Source organism: Cylindrospermopsis curvispora GIHE-G1 (assembly GCF_014489415.1).
GTDB classification, from domain to species: Bacteria; Cyanobacteriota; Cyanobacteriia; order Cyanobacteriales; family Nostocaceae; genus Raphidiopsis; species Raphidiopsis curvispora_A.
On the sequence record NZ_CP060822.1, the window covers coordinates 1811300 to 1826363 of the forward strand.

The 15064-nt window shown below is 39.5% G+C and carries 15 protein-coding genes; 9 read left to right on the forward strand and 6 right to left on the reverse strand.

The window, feature by feature from the left end:
• Nucleotides 1–64: 64 nt before the first annotated feature.
• Both IAR63_RS08260 and recJ read left to right on the forward strand, forming a co-directional pair.
• Nucleotides 65–1900, forward strand: coding sequence for an APC family permease (locus IAR63_RS08260; protein WP_187707224.1), 1836 nt, complete (start codon nt 65–67; stop codon nt 1898–1900).
• A gap of 54 nt (nt 1901–1954) precedes the next feature.
• The gene (recJ, locus tag IAR63_RS08265) at nt 1955–3778 is read left to right on the forward strand and encodes a single-stranded-DNA-specific exonuclease RecJ (protein WP_187707225.1); all 1824 of its coding nucleotides are present in this window, start codon (nt 1955–1957) and stop codon (nt 3776–3778) included.
• A gap of 76 nt (nt 3779–3854) precedes the next feature.
• Here the strand turns inward: recJ and psb30 are convergent, their stop codons facing one another.
• Complete coding sequence (gene psb30, locus IAR63_RS08270; protein WP_009342523.1) at nt 3855–3974, reverse strand: photosystem II reaction center protein Ycf12/Psb30; 120 nt, start codon at nt 3972–3974, stop codon at nt 3855–3857.
• A 132-nt stretch (nt 3975–4106) separates the two neighbouring features.
• On the opposite strand from psb30, the gene IAR63_RS08275 reads away from it, so the two are divergent.
• The 3 genes from IAR63_RS08275 to IAR63_RS08285 all read left to right on the forward strand — a co-directional run bounded on the left by IAR63_RS08275 (nt 4107) and on the right by IAR63_RS08285 (nt 5217).
• Complete coding sequence (locus IAR63_RS08275; protein ID WP_096544177.1) at nt 4107–4463, forward strand: YkgJ family cysteine cluster protein; 357 nt, start codon at nt 4107–4109, stop codon at nt 4461–4463.
• A 68-nt stretch (nt 4464–4531) separates the two neighbouring features.
• Nucleotides 4532–4906: a TMEM165/GDT1 family protein gene (locus IAR63_RS08280; protein WP_187707226.1), complete on the forward strand. Its 375-nt coding sequence runs from the start codon at nt 4532–4534 to the stop codon at nt 4904–4906.
• Between the two features lie 20 nt (nt 4907–4926).
• Nucleotides 4927–5217, forward strand: a complete 291-nt coding sequence (locus tag IAR63_RS08285; protein WP_187707227.1) for a TMEM165/GDT1 family protein — start codon at nt 4927–4929, stop codon at nt 5215–5217.
• Between the two features lie 23 nt (nt 5218–5240).
• Here the strand turns inward: IAR63_RS08285 and IAR63_RS08290 are convergent, their stop codons facing one another.
• The 4 genes from IAR63_RS08290 to metG form a co-directional block, all read right to left on the reverse strand.
• Nucleotides 5241–5744: a hypothetical protein gene (locus IAR63_RS08290; protein WP_187707228.1), complete on the reverse strand. Its 504-nt coding sequence runs from the start codon at nt 5742–5744 to the stop codon at nt 5241–5243.
• A 166-nt stretch (nt 5745–5910) separates the two neighbouring features.
• Nucleotides 5911–7074, reverse strand: coding sequence for an LPS export ABC transporter periplasmic protein LptC (lptC, locus tag IAR63_RS08295; RefSeq protein ID WP_235678384.1), 1164 nt, complete (start codon nt 7072–7074; stop codon nt 5911–5913).
• Between the two features lie 99 nt (nt 7075–7173).
• Complete coding sequence (locus IAR63_RS08300; protein WP_040009398.1) at nt 7174–7803, reverse strand: LabA-like NYN domain-containing protein; 630 nt, start codon at nt 7801–7803, stop codon at nt 7174–7176.
• Nucleotides 7804–8036: 233 nt separating this feature from the next.
• On the reverse strand, nt 8037–9638 hold the full coding sequence (gene metG / locus IAR63_RS08305) for a methionine--tRNA ligase (RefSeq protein WP_187707230.1): 1602 nt from the start codon (nt 9636–9638) through the stop codon (nt 8037–8039).
• A 659-nt stretch (nt 9639–10297) separates the two neighbouring features.
• On the opposite strand from metG, the gene IAR63_RS08310 reads away from it, so the two are divergent.
• Nucleotides 10298–11116 (forward strand): alpha/beta fold hydrolase, encoded by an 819-nt coding sequence (locus IAR63_RS08310; protein ID WP_187707231.1) that lies wholly within the window; start codon nt 10298–10300, stop codon nt 11114–11116.
• Between the two features lie 41 nt (nt 11117–11157).
• A complete protein-coding gene (locus IAR63_RS08315; RefSeq protein ID WP_187707409.1) occupies nt 11158–12633 on the forward strand; it encodes a leucyl aminopeptidase in 1476 nt (491 codons plus the stop codon).
• Between the two features lie 19 nt (nt 12634–12652).
• On the opposite strand, the gene ilvN is transcribed toward IAR63_RS08315, so the two are convergent.
• Nucleotides 12653–13180, reverse strand: coding sequence for an acetolactate synthase small subunit (ilvN, locus tag IAR63_RS08320; RefSeq protein WP_096544190.1), 528 nt, complete (start codon nt 13178–13180; stop codon nt 12653–12655).
• 216 nt (nt 13181–13396) lie between these two features.
• Here ilvN and IAR63_RS08325 point away from each other — a divergent pair, with 216 nt between their 5' ends.
• Together IAR63_RS08325 and bchL are read left to right on the forward strand one after the other, a co-directional pair.
• Nucleotides 13397–13639 carry a TIGR02450 family Trp-rich protein gene (locus IAR63_RS08325; protein WP_096544192.1) on the forward strand — a complete coding sequence of 81 codons (243 nt, stop codon included), beginning with the start codon at nt 13397–13399 and terminating at the stop codon, nt 13637–13639.
• A gap of 450 nt (nt 13640–14089) precedes the next feature.
• Complete coding sequence (gene bchL / locus IAR63_RS08330) at nt 14090–14956, forward strand: ferredoxin:protochlorophyllide reductase (ATP-dependent) iron-sulfur ATP-binding protein (protein WP_009342543.1); 867 nt, start codon at nt 14090–14092, stop codon at nt 14954–14956.
• Nucleotides 14957–15064: the final 108 nt, after the last annotated feature.

Genomic DNA, 15064 nt, shown 5'->3' on the forward strand with positions numbered 1-15064 from the left:
TTATATTATAGATTTGCTGGATTTGTTCCCAACCACGTCAGAACATTAGTTCAGTAGGACTCTTATGTCATTATACTCCCAAATTAAAAAGTTTTTAATTGGTAAATCCTTACCCACCAGCGCCCACACAGAAGAGAGACTAAGCAATGCTGCTGCATTAGCAGTTCTTTCCTCAGATGCGCTCTCTTCAGTTGCTTATGCAACCGAAGAAATTTTATTGGTTTTAGTAGCTGCTGGTAGTGGTGCCCTAGGATTTTCCCTACCCATTAGCATTGGTATTGTTGCACTCCTAGCAATAGTTATCCTCTCCTATCGTCAAACCGTCCGAGCTTATCCTCAGGGAGGTGGTTCTTACATTGTTGCTAAAGAAAACATAGGTTTATATGCTGGTTTGGTAGCAGGCAGTTCCTTAATGATTGACTACATTCTGACTGTTACAGTTAGCATATCTGCTGGTACAGCAGCTCTAACATCGGCGATACCAATCCTGAGAGGTCACACAGTTCTTTTGTGCTTAATCTTCATATTTCTATTGAACCTAGCAAATTTAAGGGGAGTTAAGGAATCAGGAAGGATATTTATGATTCCCACCTACGCCTTTATTGGCAGCATTTTTTTGCTGATTATGGTGGGGTTATTTAAACAATTAAGCGGTGAGGTTTCCACATCATATCCTACCATTGCCATCAGTCAAGAATTAAGTTTATTCTTTGTTCTACGGGCCTTTGCAGCTGGTTGTACCGCACTAACAGGTGTAGAAGCAATTTCCGATGGGGTATTAGCATTTAAACCTCCAGAATGGAAAAATGCCCGTTTAACCCTCTTATATTTGGGAATTGTTCTGAGTTCAATGTTTGCAGGAATTACATTTTTAGCCAATTCCTATCATCTTGTTCCCGAATCAGGACAAACCTTACTTTCCCTATTGGGGAGAGAAGTTTTTGGTGATAGTGTCATTTATTATTTTCTACAAATTGTCACCCTATTAGTTTTATTATTAGCTGCAAATACCAGTTATGCCGATTTTCCCAGACTGTGTTACTTCCTTTCCAAGGATGGATTTTTACCTCGTCAATTATCATTACTGGGAGACCGACTGGTCTACTCCAATGGCATTGTTCTTCTGAGTGTTTGTGCAGCCATTTTAGTTGTCATCTTCAAGGGTCAAGTCAACGCTGTTATTCCTCTTTACGCAGTTGGTGTATTTACTTCCTTTACCCTATCCCAAGCAGGAATGGTGCGTCATTGGTTTCAAGAAAAAACCCCAGGTTGGCAGGCCAGTGCGGTCATGAATGGCATAGGTGCAATTACTACATTAATTGTTTTGTTGGTAATAGTTTACACTAAGTTTTTGTTTGGTGCTTGGCTAGTAGTAGTAGCCATTCCCATATTCATAAATTTGTTTTTAGCCATTGCTAAACATTATAGGCATGTAGCTGAAAGTCTTAGTGTTCAAGATGTGGTACCTTGTAGTTACGTGGCTAGACTTAAATCGGAAGTGGTTAGTCATCCTGCGGTGATAGTAGTTGGTCAACTAAATCGGGGAACAATAGAAGCTTTGGATTATGCACGCATAATTGCTGATAAAATTGTTGCCATACATGTGGATATTGGTTCTACAGACAGGAAAACATTGGAGGAAAAATGGCAAAAATTAGAGTCTGATATTCCTCTGTATATTATTGACTCCCCCTATCGTTCTGTCATCGATCCGGTTGTTAAGTTTGTGAGTGAGTTTGAGGAACAGTATCCAAATATGTTTACCACCGTTATTATTCCATCCTTTGTTACCCGCAATTGGTGGGATGCAATTTTACACAATCAAACTACTTTATTTTTGAAGGTTGCTTTACGGGCTGAAAAAAGCCGAATTGTCACCAGTGTCAATTATTTTTTGTGAAAATAGGGAACGATTAGAGTTTTAGATAAATCTATCTTCATATCACAACCAGTTATGAGTGTAAACAAAAAAAATATAGGGTTGCCATATCAACGCTGGCACATAGCAAAGCAAAATGAAGAATTAGCTGAAAAGTTAGCAAGTGTCAATAATGTTTCTCCTATTATAGGTCAGTTGTTAATTAATAGAGGTATGGAAACACCAGAAATAGCTACTAGATTTATCAATCCTGAATGTATAAATTTACCCTCTCCCTTGGACGAGTTCCCCGATTTAGTTCCTAGTGTGGAATTATTGGCAAGTGCTATTAGGAACCATGAGAAAATTGCTATCTGCGGCGATTATGATGCTGATGGCATGACTAGTACAGCCTTGCTGTTACGCAGTCTTGGATCTTTAGGTGCAAACATTGACTATGCTATTCCCAGTAGGATGCATGAGGGTTATGGAATCAATAAACGAATTGTGGAAGAATTTCACAGTGAAGGGGTCAGTTTAATTCTAACCGTAGATAATGGTATTGCTGCTTTTGAACCTATTGCAAGAGCAAAAGAGTTGGGTTTGAAAGTGATTATTACGGATCACCATGATTTACCTCCCCAATTACCAGTTGCTGATGCAATTCTTAACCCCAAATTAATATCTCTATCTTCTCCTTACAGAGGTCTTGCTGGTGTGGGTGTAGCCTATGTTTTAGCTGTATGTTTAGCTCAACATTTGGGAAAACTCACAGGTCTAGTTCAACCTATGTTGGATTTATTTACTTTGGGAACTATTGCTGATCTAGCTCCTTTAACTGGTGTTAATCGTCGTTGGATAAAACGGGGTTTAAAATCATTATATAAGTCTAACTTACCCGGTATTCAGGCTTTAATTCAAGTCTCTGGTGTACAACCGAGTATGGGAGAAAATCAGCAAGTATCTAAGGCACAAAATTCTAAGTCTTTAAAACCAGAAGATATTGGATTTCGTCTGGGACCAAGAATCAATGCTGTGGGTAGAATTGGCAATCCTCAAATTGTGATCGAATTACTAACTACGGATGATATGGGAATTGCTTTAGAACGAGCAATGCAATGTGAGCAAATAAATGCTGAACGTCAAAAAATCTGTGAGGAAATCCAAGGAGAGGCAATATTGTTGGTTGAAGATTTGTATGCACAAAATTTGCATCAAGACCGGGTTCTGGTGGTGGTCAAAGATAATTGGCATCATGGTGTAATTGGTATTGTCGCTTCTCGTCTGGTAGAACGTTATGGAGTTCCCGTCTTTATCGGTACTTACGAAAATAATAACCTGGTTCGTGGTTCTGCTCGAGGAATACCCGAATTCAATGTGTTTGAAGCTCTGGAGTTTACCAGGGATTTACTATATAAATATGGTGGGCACAAAGCAGCTGCTGGATTTTCTTTACCCGCAGCTAATCTAGAAAATTTCCGGTTGCGTTTATCAGAGTTTGCCAATCAATGTCTGGAAGTTCAACATCTCAAACCACTATTAAGAATAGATGGTCAAATCAATCTTTGTCAAGTCAATCGGGATTTATTCCAACAGTTGAATATTCTTCATCCCTGTGGAATTGAAAACCCTGACCCTATCTTTTGGACTCCCCAAGTACGAGTGGTAGAACAGCAAATGATTGGTAAGGGTAGTATTAAGTTGACTTTGGCTCAAATCATAGATAATATAAGATATGAAATTAGAGCTTTGGCTTGGCGATGGGGTGATTATTTCCCTTTACCCTTCACTATTGATATTGCTTATAAGTTGCGGGAAAATAACTTTAATGGTGCGAATGATATTGAGTTGGAATTAGTCGGTGTCAGGTTACCTCAACAGTATCATCAAAGCTGCAATTACAGCTTTGACGGAAACTAGTTGACTTAGTTTTGGCTTAGTTTTGTAGTATTTTGGCAAAGTATGGCTTGCTCACACCTGCTTCCCATTTATCCAATTAAAGATCCCCGTTACGAAAAGCAAGTACAAAAATTACAGCGGGTCCAGCAAGGACAATTAATGCTACACAAGTCAATTGAAACACGACTTCCCAGTTGATATTAGCTAGAGCTTCCATTTTTCCTCCCAAGGGGTTTAAAAAATTAAATAATTCAAATTGCTAAATGGCAATTTTCCCTACTATATCAATATACCAAAAAATAGGATCAGTTCATGTCTCTTTTTGTTTCATCTATTATGGAGGTAATTTATGGCTACTTGGCAATGTGTTAAGCAGTGTGGTGCTTGCTGTCATCTTGACCCTAGCGATCGCCCCCATTTATCCGATTATCTCTCACCTGCTGAACTCTCACTCTATCTCCGTTTGGTAGGTGAGGATGGTTGGTGTGTTAATTTCGATCATCAAACACGAGAATGTAATATTTATAGGGATCGTCCTTCATTTTGTCGGGTAGAGTCTAAAACCTTTGAAAAGATGTATGGTATCAAACCAGAGGAATTAAATGACTTCGCTATTGACTGTTGTCATCAACAAATAGATTCTGTATATGGCGATCGCAGTTTAGAAATGATTCGATTTAATGGGACCCTAGGTCTTGAGTTGTGAAGTAGGGACACGGATCTTTTTTTAAAAACTTGTCATTGGTCATTACATTATGAGATAATGATAAAAATATGAAAAACTCCGTTAGCACCGTGAAACTTGATACTTTAGATTTAACCATTACTGCACCTGGTGACCAATCACCACCCAAGACAAAAAAGTCTGACTCAGTTTGGGTAGTATTTGGGACAACCTTTATTACCATTTTTTTGGCGGAAATTGGTGATAAGACTCAATTATCAACATTATTAATGAGTGCCCAGTCCCATGCACCTTGGTTGGTATTCCTGGGAGCGGGAGCTGCTTTGGTCACCACTAGTTTACTGGGTGTACTGCTTGGTGGTTTTATTGCTAGTAGACTTAGTCCTAAAACGGTAGAAAAATCAGCAGGACTGGTATTATTGTTAGTTTCTTCGATGTTATTTTGGGATGTGATTCACGGTTAAGTTATTAAATAGATATAGATATGGATTGGAATCTTCTGGGAATTAGCTTTATTACCGTGTTTCTTTCCGAACTGGGTGATAAGAGTCAACTAGCGGCGATCGCATTGTCTGGTCAAGGACAATCTAGAAAGGCTATATTTTTTGGCACCGCAGCTGCGCTGGTGTTCACTAGTTTGCTGGGTGTGTTAGCTGGAGGAGCGGTGGCACAATTATTGCCCACTAGAATTTTAAAGACAATTGCAGCTATTGGTTTTGCTGTTTTGGCCATTCGTCTTTTACTACCTGAGAATGAAGACGATCGCGCTTCCTAAAAGCGATCGCCTTCATGGTCAAACTAGATTGCTGTGATTTCTCTATCATTCCAACAGCGATTAAATAGCCAACCAGCTCCTACTAACTTAATAACTTCTAGGATAAAATAACCACCATGTAGTAAATTCATGGTTTCTGGCACTGTACCAGGTGTAACCATCAAACTCAAATTACTACCCAGAGCGGACATTTGGGGGGTGAGGAGATAGGTATCTAACAGGGCCACCATGACCAATAAACAGGACCAACATATATAACTCAAGTCCCATTTTGACTTGGCTTTACCCATGGCCAATATGGAGGTTAATACTACCGCAGCAGCTACTAACTCCACACGGTTAAAATTCCAAAAAATGGTGTATCCGGCCATGGTAAAATTTGCTTCTTTCATCATACCAGTAATGTAAAGACTGGGCATGATTAACCCATCTAATACCATGCTAGCGCTGAGCCAAAAGCCCAGGGTGAAGATCACGGTGGTTTGCCAACCGGATCTTTTAAATTGAAGGTTAGAAATACCGTTCATAAAATATGATTGCTGTAATTCTTTTAATTACGTTATTTGAGAACACTAAAGAATCAGGTTTTGGGAATTGCTGACTACCTAAGTGCCATACCATTTAGTTTCTATCCAAAAATCCAATTTGACAACGAATATGCACCAAATGTTACAAATCGTTATCTTTCTCCAATCATGGGGATGGGGTAATAACCTGCTGGGGAATAATTTCTGTCACCACCCGACCAAAACTACCACCCTTAACGGTAATATTTTCCGTTGCCAAATTGCCAATTGCGGTTGACCCTTGGAAAGTCAGGGGTGGTTTCATCTGACGATAAATGACCTTTCCTTGAGCTTCCACCAATTTGCGCTCTAAATACCAAGTGAGTCGCTCTGATTTTAAAAATTGATTACGTTGCCCAATTGCCTTAACATCACCCGTTAAATAAACCGTTTTCTCTAGCAATTTCATTTCCGCTTGATTGCCAGATACTGTTATATTCTCCCCTTGATGAATTACCCTTACGGGAACATTACTTTTGACAATTTCTTGATTAACATCCCAGGCGATCGCATTGCTATTAATTTCCATTGGTGGATTAACTAACTGGAGTTTAGCTTCCGGTCCTAGGGTGGTAATTTGGGTTTTCAAATTAACCTCTATACCCTTTCCTTGAGCGCGATCAGTCAATTTATTGTTTTGATAACGTTGAATTTCCACAGGGCGATCGCCCACTAACTTTTCTGATTGAACTTGCCAAAGTAGGCGTTCGGTTTTGATTTGTAATTTAGGGTCATTAGAAACGGCAAATACCTGGCCTGTAAACTCCACCTGTTGTTGACGAGTTTTGACTCTAGCCTCCTGGGCGCTAGCTTTCAATTGACGATGACGACCATTGAACTGATTACGGACTATTAATAAATCTTCCTGGGGTCGCCATTCTAATTCATTTCCTTCCAGCACTACCCCATTGCGAGGATCTGTAGCCACAATCTTACCCTTGAGCACAAGTTGTTTACCATCTTGCTGAATATCCGCCGTTTCTGCTTTAATTGTATAAACTACTTTACCATCTTGATATAGTTCACCCTGGGGATTTTTGGCTTGACCAATTTCCTTTTCTTTGGTGTACTTAGCCTGGCGAGCTTGCACCTTCCAAAATGGTTTACCATCCTGGTCAAATTGCTCCAGACTAACATCAAAAAAAGTCAACTGACTATCACTCCTCAACTTATCAGAATTAGAATTATTCTCCACTGAAGAAATAGTAGATGAACCCGAGCAACCAAATAATCCTGTTAACAATAATAAAATCACTGACAAATAACTGAAATTTTTAGGCATGTTTAACATATAAAAGCACATAAAACTGTAGCGGGAGGAATTGGATTTACTTCCCCTCAAGAAGTTGCGCATTAACGCTACCATAATTCCCGCCTAGTTGGTTTTGCATTATTCTGGAATCTGTAAATGTCCTTCACTATCTTGATGGTCGTCCAAGAATCCCATACTGGATAATGGCCTATAGGGATAACCCTGACGAGGTGTCTTTTGGATATCCTCCCTAATCGCTTCCAAATCAATATAGCGATCGCTCACATTAATTAAGCTGTCACTGGTCATGGAGCGTAGACTAACAACTTCCACCCTGACGCCACGATAACTGACCGAGTTAACAGCATAGGCCAAATCGCCATCACCGCTGACCAAAACTGCGGTGTCATAGGAATCCACTAAAGCCATCATATCCACAGCTATCTCCACATCTAGGTTAGCTTTCTTGGAACCGTCTGGCAATTGTACCAAATCCTTAGCTATGACTCGATAACCATTGCGACGCATCCACAACAAAAATCCCTGTTGCTTCTCATTAGTCCGGTCTACACCAGTATAGAAAAAAGCCCGTAATAGCCTTGATCCACCAGTTAACCGACATAATAGTTTAGTGTAATCAATTTCGATACCTAATTGCAAAGCTGCATAAAATAAATTTGAGCCATCAATAAATATTGCCACTCGACCCCGATTTTCCAAAACCTGTTCTGGCGTAAAAATCGAGTCATTTTCCAAATTATTCAACATCATTGTTAGACCTCGGTTGTTATCCATGTCGTCTGCGATAGAAATCATTAAATTCACGCCCTTACTAGATTGGGTTAATTGACTCAGAAAAATGTCAGTTTTATACACCTCCCCACGGTAACAAACACCTCCAGGAGTAACCTTTGCCATGAGGAGACAAATGTTGAGAGGCTTAAATCCGGTTTTTTTCCCAACAGACCAAATTCAGTGGTGCAACTCAATAATAGAAAGTGTTAACTGTCTTTTGGTAGTTCTATCCGTTTGAAAATTGGCTGAGGTGTGCCTAACTGTTGTTTATTCGATAGTACGCCCCATGTTGCATGGGTAGTAAAAGGTGCAACAGTGGAGGTTTCTTTTGGATTGTTAAAATTGATTCCCCATCCTAATTGCTGATAAATATCGCTACTGATATTAGGAATAATTGGCGATAGTAAATAAGCTGCTAGTCTCACCGATTCCAGAACGGTGTACAACACTGTTGCCACCTCGTTGTGGTTTCCCTGTTTATATAATGACCAAGGAGCTTGTTCATCTATAAACTTGTTACTGGTTTGAACTAATAACATTACAGTTTGAGCTACCTCGTTGAAAGCTAAAACTGAATAAGCTTGTTTAACTTTCTCCCCTAATTGCCCACCAATTGTCTTTAAGGTATTCTCAGGGGGAATATCTTGTGGAGCAATGGAGGGAATCTCCCCAGCACAGTATTTTTTCACCATGTTCAAAGTACGATTTAACAAATTACCTAAGTCGTTGGCTAAATCTGCATTTAGAACATGGATGAACCTAATTTCATTAAAATCGCCATCCTTGCCAAATTCGATTTCCTTAAGGAAGTAATAACGAACAGCATCACTACCATATTTTTTCACCAGCGCTACAGGATCAACAGTATTACCCAGAGTCTTCCCCATTTTTTGACCATCTTTAGTCAAAAATCCATGTCCGAATACTTGTTTTGGCAAGGGCAAATTAGCTGACATCAGCATAGCTGGCCAATATACGGCATGAAATCTTAATATATCTTTACCAATTAAATGTAAGTTAATTGGCCACCATTTAGACACGGCATTTTCTAAAGTTGCTTCTGTTCCTGGTTCTAATAGTGCTGTTATGTACCCTAAAAGTGCATCGAACCAAACATAAAGAGTGTGTTGGGTATCCACAGGTACAGGAAAGCCCCAATCTAAATTGACCCGCGAAATTGAAAAATCCTGTAAACCTTGACTAACAAAGCTAAGAACTTCATTGCGCCGACTAGCAGGTTGAATAAAGTTTGGATAGGATTGATAAAACTCCTCCAGTGGTTTTTGATACTTAGATAGACGAAAAAAGTAATTTTGTTCATCGCGCCATTCTACTTCCTTGGTGGTATGGATAGGACAGCGCTTACCTTCTATCAGCTCCCTTTCTTCCTTAAACTCTTCACAGGATACGCAGTACCAACCCTTCTGCTCTCCTCGGTATATATCACCCCGTTCCCAAACTCTATTAAAAAATTCTTTGACAATTGCCTGATGCTTTAAATCAGTAGTACGACTAAATCGATCATATTGAATGTTCAAAAGTTGCCATAAATCAATAAAACTAGGGACAATTTGATCACAAAATTCCTGGGGTGATTTTCCTTGACTTTGGGCTGATCTTTGGATCTTTTGTCCATGTTCGTCTGTCCCAGTAATAAATATTACTTCATTACCCAATAAACGCTGAAATCTAGCTATAGTATCTGCAGCTATTGTGGTATAAGCACTACCAATATGGGGAACATCGTTTACATAGTATAGGGGTGTGGTCAGGGCAAAGGTTTTTGAAGTTTTATTTGTTAGATTCATAGATAATAAAAAAGAAATTATTAAACAGTTTTACCAGCTAGTTAGTTCTGTAAAGCTAGGTAATTATATAACATTACAGCTATTTTTTCCAACTGTGTTTTGATCATGGCAAGTTAATAACCTCACAATTTTTTTCCATTCTATAAACACTAATGATTGTTCTCCGTGACCAGGAGACAATTACTCAACAATCACATTCCCGGATTTGGCCTGGATTTTGATTACTGTAGTCAGAGAGTGTACTCAGATCAAAAACTGGGCAAACCGACGGAAAATCAGGCCTAATCTCTAATTTCTACAGTCCCATCTGATCCCGTTCAGGTTTAAGTACAGAAATGTAAAATATTAATTAAGAAAAATGCCAAATTTTTACGCAACATATAGGAATTAATCCGTAAATAGGTAGAAAAATTTGATTTTTTAGTATGGGCACTAGAGATTGTGCTTCGTCGAATACAATCTCATATCCAAACTTCAACTACCAACCATTGAGATGGATTAACTGCGTCAAGGATTTATTCAGCGATTTCACCTATTTATATATAATTCATTCAAACTTCGTTAAAATCTGTAATTATAGTTTCAGACTGAATTAATTTTTATATAGAAAGCTTGATGTAGTTAGCTTTTAATGACTCTATTCCCCGACAAATACCAAGATGACAGATGTGGAACTCAAACTCCGGTTTTTAACCCCCAAACCCCCACAACCAGAATATCCATTGTTTATTTATTTACCAGGAATGGATGGAACTGGTGAAATGCTACAGTCACAAATTACCGATTTAGGGCGGGGGTTTGACATTCGTTGTTTAGCGATTCCTAAAACGGATATGAGAGATTGGAACCTATTAACTACAAATGTCCTCGACTTAATTAATATGGAGTTGACTACAACACCCGTCAAGAGAGGAAACCGCTCGGTTTATTTGTGTGGTGAGTCATTTGGTGCTTGTTTGGCCATGAAACTGGCTACCCAGTCACCAAGTTTGTTTAAACGTATTGTTCTAATTAACCCCGCTTCTTCTTTTAAACTAAATCCTTGGATCAGCGTTTCATCCCAAATAACAAATTTAGTGCCATCATGGTTTTATCCCATGGGTGCTTGGGGGTTGCTACCCTTTTTAGCATCTTTACCTCGCATATCCAGTTCCCTCCGTCGTCAACTGCTGCAAAGTATGACTTCCCTCCCTGCAGAAACTATTAATTGGCGATTGTCCTTATTGCGTCACTTTCACGTAGACCATGAGAAAATGCAACAACTTAAACAGGAGACACTGTTAATCGCTGGGGCGAGCGATCGCCTGTTACCATCCCTTACAGAGGTAGAAAGATTAGGAAGGATGCTGCCAAATAGTAAGATCCTGATTTTACCTGATAGTGGTCACGCTTGTCTAGTAGAGGAAGAGATAAATCTATATAAAATTCTCCAAGACCAGGGATTTTCCGAGAAAGTCTCCCTCAATAGAAAATTTTAGGCCATACTGGAAGCAGGTAAAAACAAGAAAAAATGACAGAAATGATAACTCGGACTAGTGACACAGAATTATTAAATTGGACTGGTGATACCCTGGGTATTGGACTGTTTGAAGATGCAGTAGAGCTAAAAGACGATCTAGCAACTCTCAACCAGAAATACGGGGGAGTTTTCTCAGAAGTCATCGCTGAAGAAGAGTTCACCGGTAAAGCTAATACTACAGTGGCCATTCGTGTGGGAGCCAACTCCCCCATTCGTAAAGTAATTTTTATTGGCTTAGGAAAAGTAGATACACTGAAATTAGAAACCTTGCGCATAGCAGGTGCAACCCTTGCTAGGACTGCTAAAAAGCAAAAAACCAAAACTCTGGGTATTAGTTTTCCAATATACAATAATCAACCAGCGGCCACTGCCCAAGCTATTACAGAAGGGGCCCAACTAGCACTTTATCAAGATATTCGGTTCAAATCAGAACCAGAAGATAAGAATCCCTCTATTGAGACCATTGACCTATTAAATTTATCGGGACAACAACCAGCTATCACTCGCGCAGAACAAATTGTTTCCGGAGTTATTCTAGCTCGAGAGTTGGTAGCAGCACCAGCTAATGCTGTCACACCCATTACCATGGCACAAACTGCTCAAGCGATCGCCCAGGAACATGGTTTAGAACTAAAAATTCTGGAACAAGAAGACTGTGAAAAACTGGGTATGGGAGCATATTTAGGCGTAGCACAAGCTTCCGACTTTCCACCCAAATTTATCCACCTCATCTATAAACCCGCAACCACCCCTAAACGTAAACTAGCTATTATTGGTAAGGGTCTCACCTTTGATTCTGGTGGTTTGAATATTAAAGGAGCAGGTAGCGGAATTGAAACTATGAAAATTGACATGGGTGGAGCTGCTGCTACCCTTGGTGCTGCTAAAGCTATAGGTCAGATTAAACCAGATGTAGAAGTTCACTTCATATCAGCAGTTACTGAAAATATGATTAGCGGTAAAGCTATGCACCCAGGAGATATCCTCACCGCATCCAATGGCAAAACTATCGAAGTAAATAACACTGATGCGGAAGGGCGTTTAACCCTAGCTGATGCTCTAGTGTACACCGATCAGTTAGGTCTGGATGCCATGGTAGATTTAGCAACCCTTACAGGCGCTTGTGTGGTAGCTTTAGGCGATGATATTGCTGGCTTATTTACCCCTAATGATAATATAGCATCTCAATTGCAAACCGCTGCTGAGTCTTCTGGAGAAAAGATTTGGCGGATGCCAATGGAAGAAAAATATTTTGAAGGTTTAAAATCAGGTATTGCTGATATGAAAAACACTGGACCCCGCTACGGTGGTTCTATTACAGCTGCTCTATTTCTAAAGCAGTTTGTTAAAATGACACCATGGGCACATCTGGATATAGCCGGACCTGTTTGGGCCGATAAAGAAAGTGGCTACAATAGTGCTGGAGCAACTGGTTTTGGTGTAAGAACCTTGGTGAATTGGGTTGAGAGTGATTAGATCTAGTATTTTCGTGCTACTATTTTTGTAGTACTTCTCTGGGAATTGATTTCAACAGTTCAGTATTGACACCGGATTCGCGAGTGAGAGAAATTTTCCCTGTGCGGGCAATTTCCTTCAAACCGAATTTTTGTAAAACCTGAACAATTGCTACCATTTTCCCAGGATCTCCTACCACTTCTATGGTAAGAGAATCTTCTGCTACATCAACCACCCTAGCACGGAAAATCTGAGCCAGTTCCACCACCTGGGATCTGTTAGTGCTATTAGCATTTACCTTTAATAGCATCAATTCTCGCTCTACACAGGGAGTTTCTGTAACATCTTGTACCTTTAATACATTAATCAATTTATATAGTTGCTTAGTTATTTGTTCAATTACGCGGTCATCTCCAGGTACAACCATGGTAATGCGGGATATTCCCTCCTGTTCAGCAGGACCAACAGCTAAGCTTTCAATGTTAAAGCCACGACGGGCAAATAAACTAGCAATGCGAGACAAGACTCCCGCTTCATCTTCTACAAGAACTGAAAGAGTATGTTTCATGTTCGTCAAAATGGAATGGGTAAAGATAACTAACAACAGACCGATTATAGGAGAAAAGAACGCGTAGAACAACTGGGAGCGGAGCAGTGTTTGCGCGGAAATGGAGTGTTATAGCAATTTTATAGGTTGAGTTTAATAGGGTGACTCAACAGATTATGATGATAATTAGATGATAATTAATTGTGTATATCTCTCCGTATACTTATATTATTTCCGATGGCTAGAAAACAAAAGTTTCCTTATTTACTTGGTTCTAAGTGGACAGCTCAACAAAAAGTGGATGGTTGGAGACACTTTCAAGTTGTTAATCGTAAAAATCAAGGTAACTGGGTATATGCGGAAATGGTAGCTGCATGTGATCCAAAAGTGCGTTTTTGGATAAATGCCAAACTATTACAGGACAATTCCCAATGGCACCCCGGTTGGCAATCTCTAACAGAAATGAAAAATAATATGTAGTAGTACTTAGCGATCGCCTTTATCTAAAATTCCTGTTGGGAATTGTATATTGGGGGAGTATTATTCCATTTTAATAATAATTTACATAAAAGCTCCACCTAGCATTAAATCTCCCTAATCCCCATATTTCCGTCTTCCTATCCTACCACTTACCTGGATTAAACCTCATAATGGTTAATTTGTTTTTTGTCACTATTTTTATAGTAAAAGTAATAAAAACTTGATTTAGGACTAAATATAGAGATTTTTTAAAATTTAGGGGGGATTTAACCGATAAAAAATTAGTTTTGCTTCTAAATTCTACATTTAGAGCAGATTTGCGTAGTTCATCGTCCTTTGCTTTATGGGGAACTTGCATAATAATGACAATCACAGACCTTGGGAAATTACCTGGTAAAACCCAGGATCTCTGTGGAATCCAAAAGAAAAACTATTGAGAGATGAGAAATTATGAAATTAGCAGTTTATGGAAAGGGTGGTATTGGTAAATCTACAACCAGCTGTAACATATCCGTGGCCCTTGCCAAACGGGGTAAAAAGGTACTACAAATTGGCTGTGACCCAAAACATGACAGCACTTTTACCCTAACCGGGTTTTTGATTCCCACCATCATTGACACCCTGCAAGAAAAAGACTATCACTATGAAGATGTGTGGCCAGAGGATGTCATTTACCCTGGATATGGTGGTGTTGACTGTGTAGAAGCTGGTGGACCACCCGCAGGTGCAGGATGTGGTGGTTATGTGGTAGGTGAAACTGTCAAACTCTTAAAGGAACTCAATGCTTTTGATGAGTATGATGTGATTCTGTTTGATGTTTTAGGTGATGTGGTTTGTGGTGGTTTTGCTGCACCTCTAAACTATGCTGATTACTGTTTAATTGTCACCGATAACGGTTTTGATGCACTCTTTGCTGCTAATCGGATTGCTGCTTCTGTCCGTGAAAAAGCGAGAACTCACCCCTTACGTTTAGCAGGTTTAATTGGTAATCGCACCGCGAAACGAGATTTAATCGAGAAGTACGTAGAAGCAGTGCCAATGCCTGTGTTAGAGGTATTGCCCTTAATTGAAGATATTCGTGTTTCTCGTGTTAAGGGTAAAACCCTGTTTGAAATGGCAGAATCAGACCCATCTCTCAATTATGTTTGTGACTATTATTTGAGTATTGCTGACCAAATTTTAGCTCAACCAGAGGGGGTTGTTCCCAGTGATGCTCCTGACCGGGAACTGTTTTCCCTGTTGTCAGATTTCTATTTAAATCCCACTAAACCACAGACTAATAACCAGGAACAAGAATCGAAACTGATGATGGTCTGAAGTATTTAATTATGCGGGAAGATTGGAAACCCAGTTGCAGCAAACTAGCTATCGAACAACAGTTTCATCTTATCTACAAAATCTACAAATTGTCCTTTAGTCTCCCGT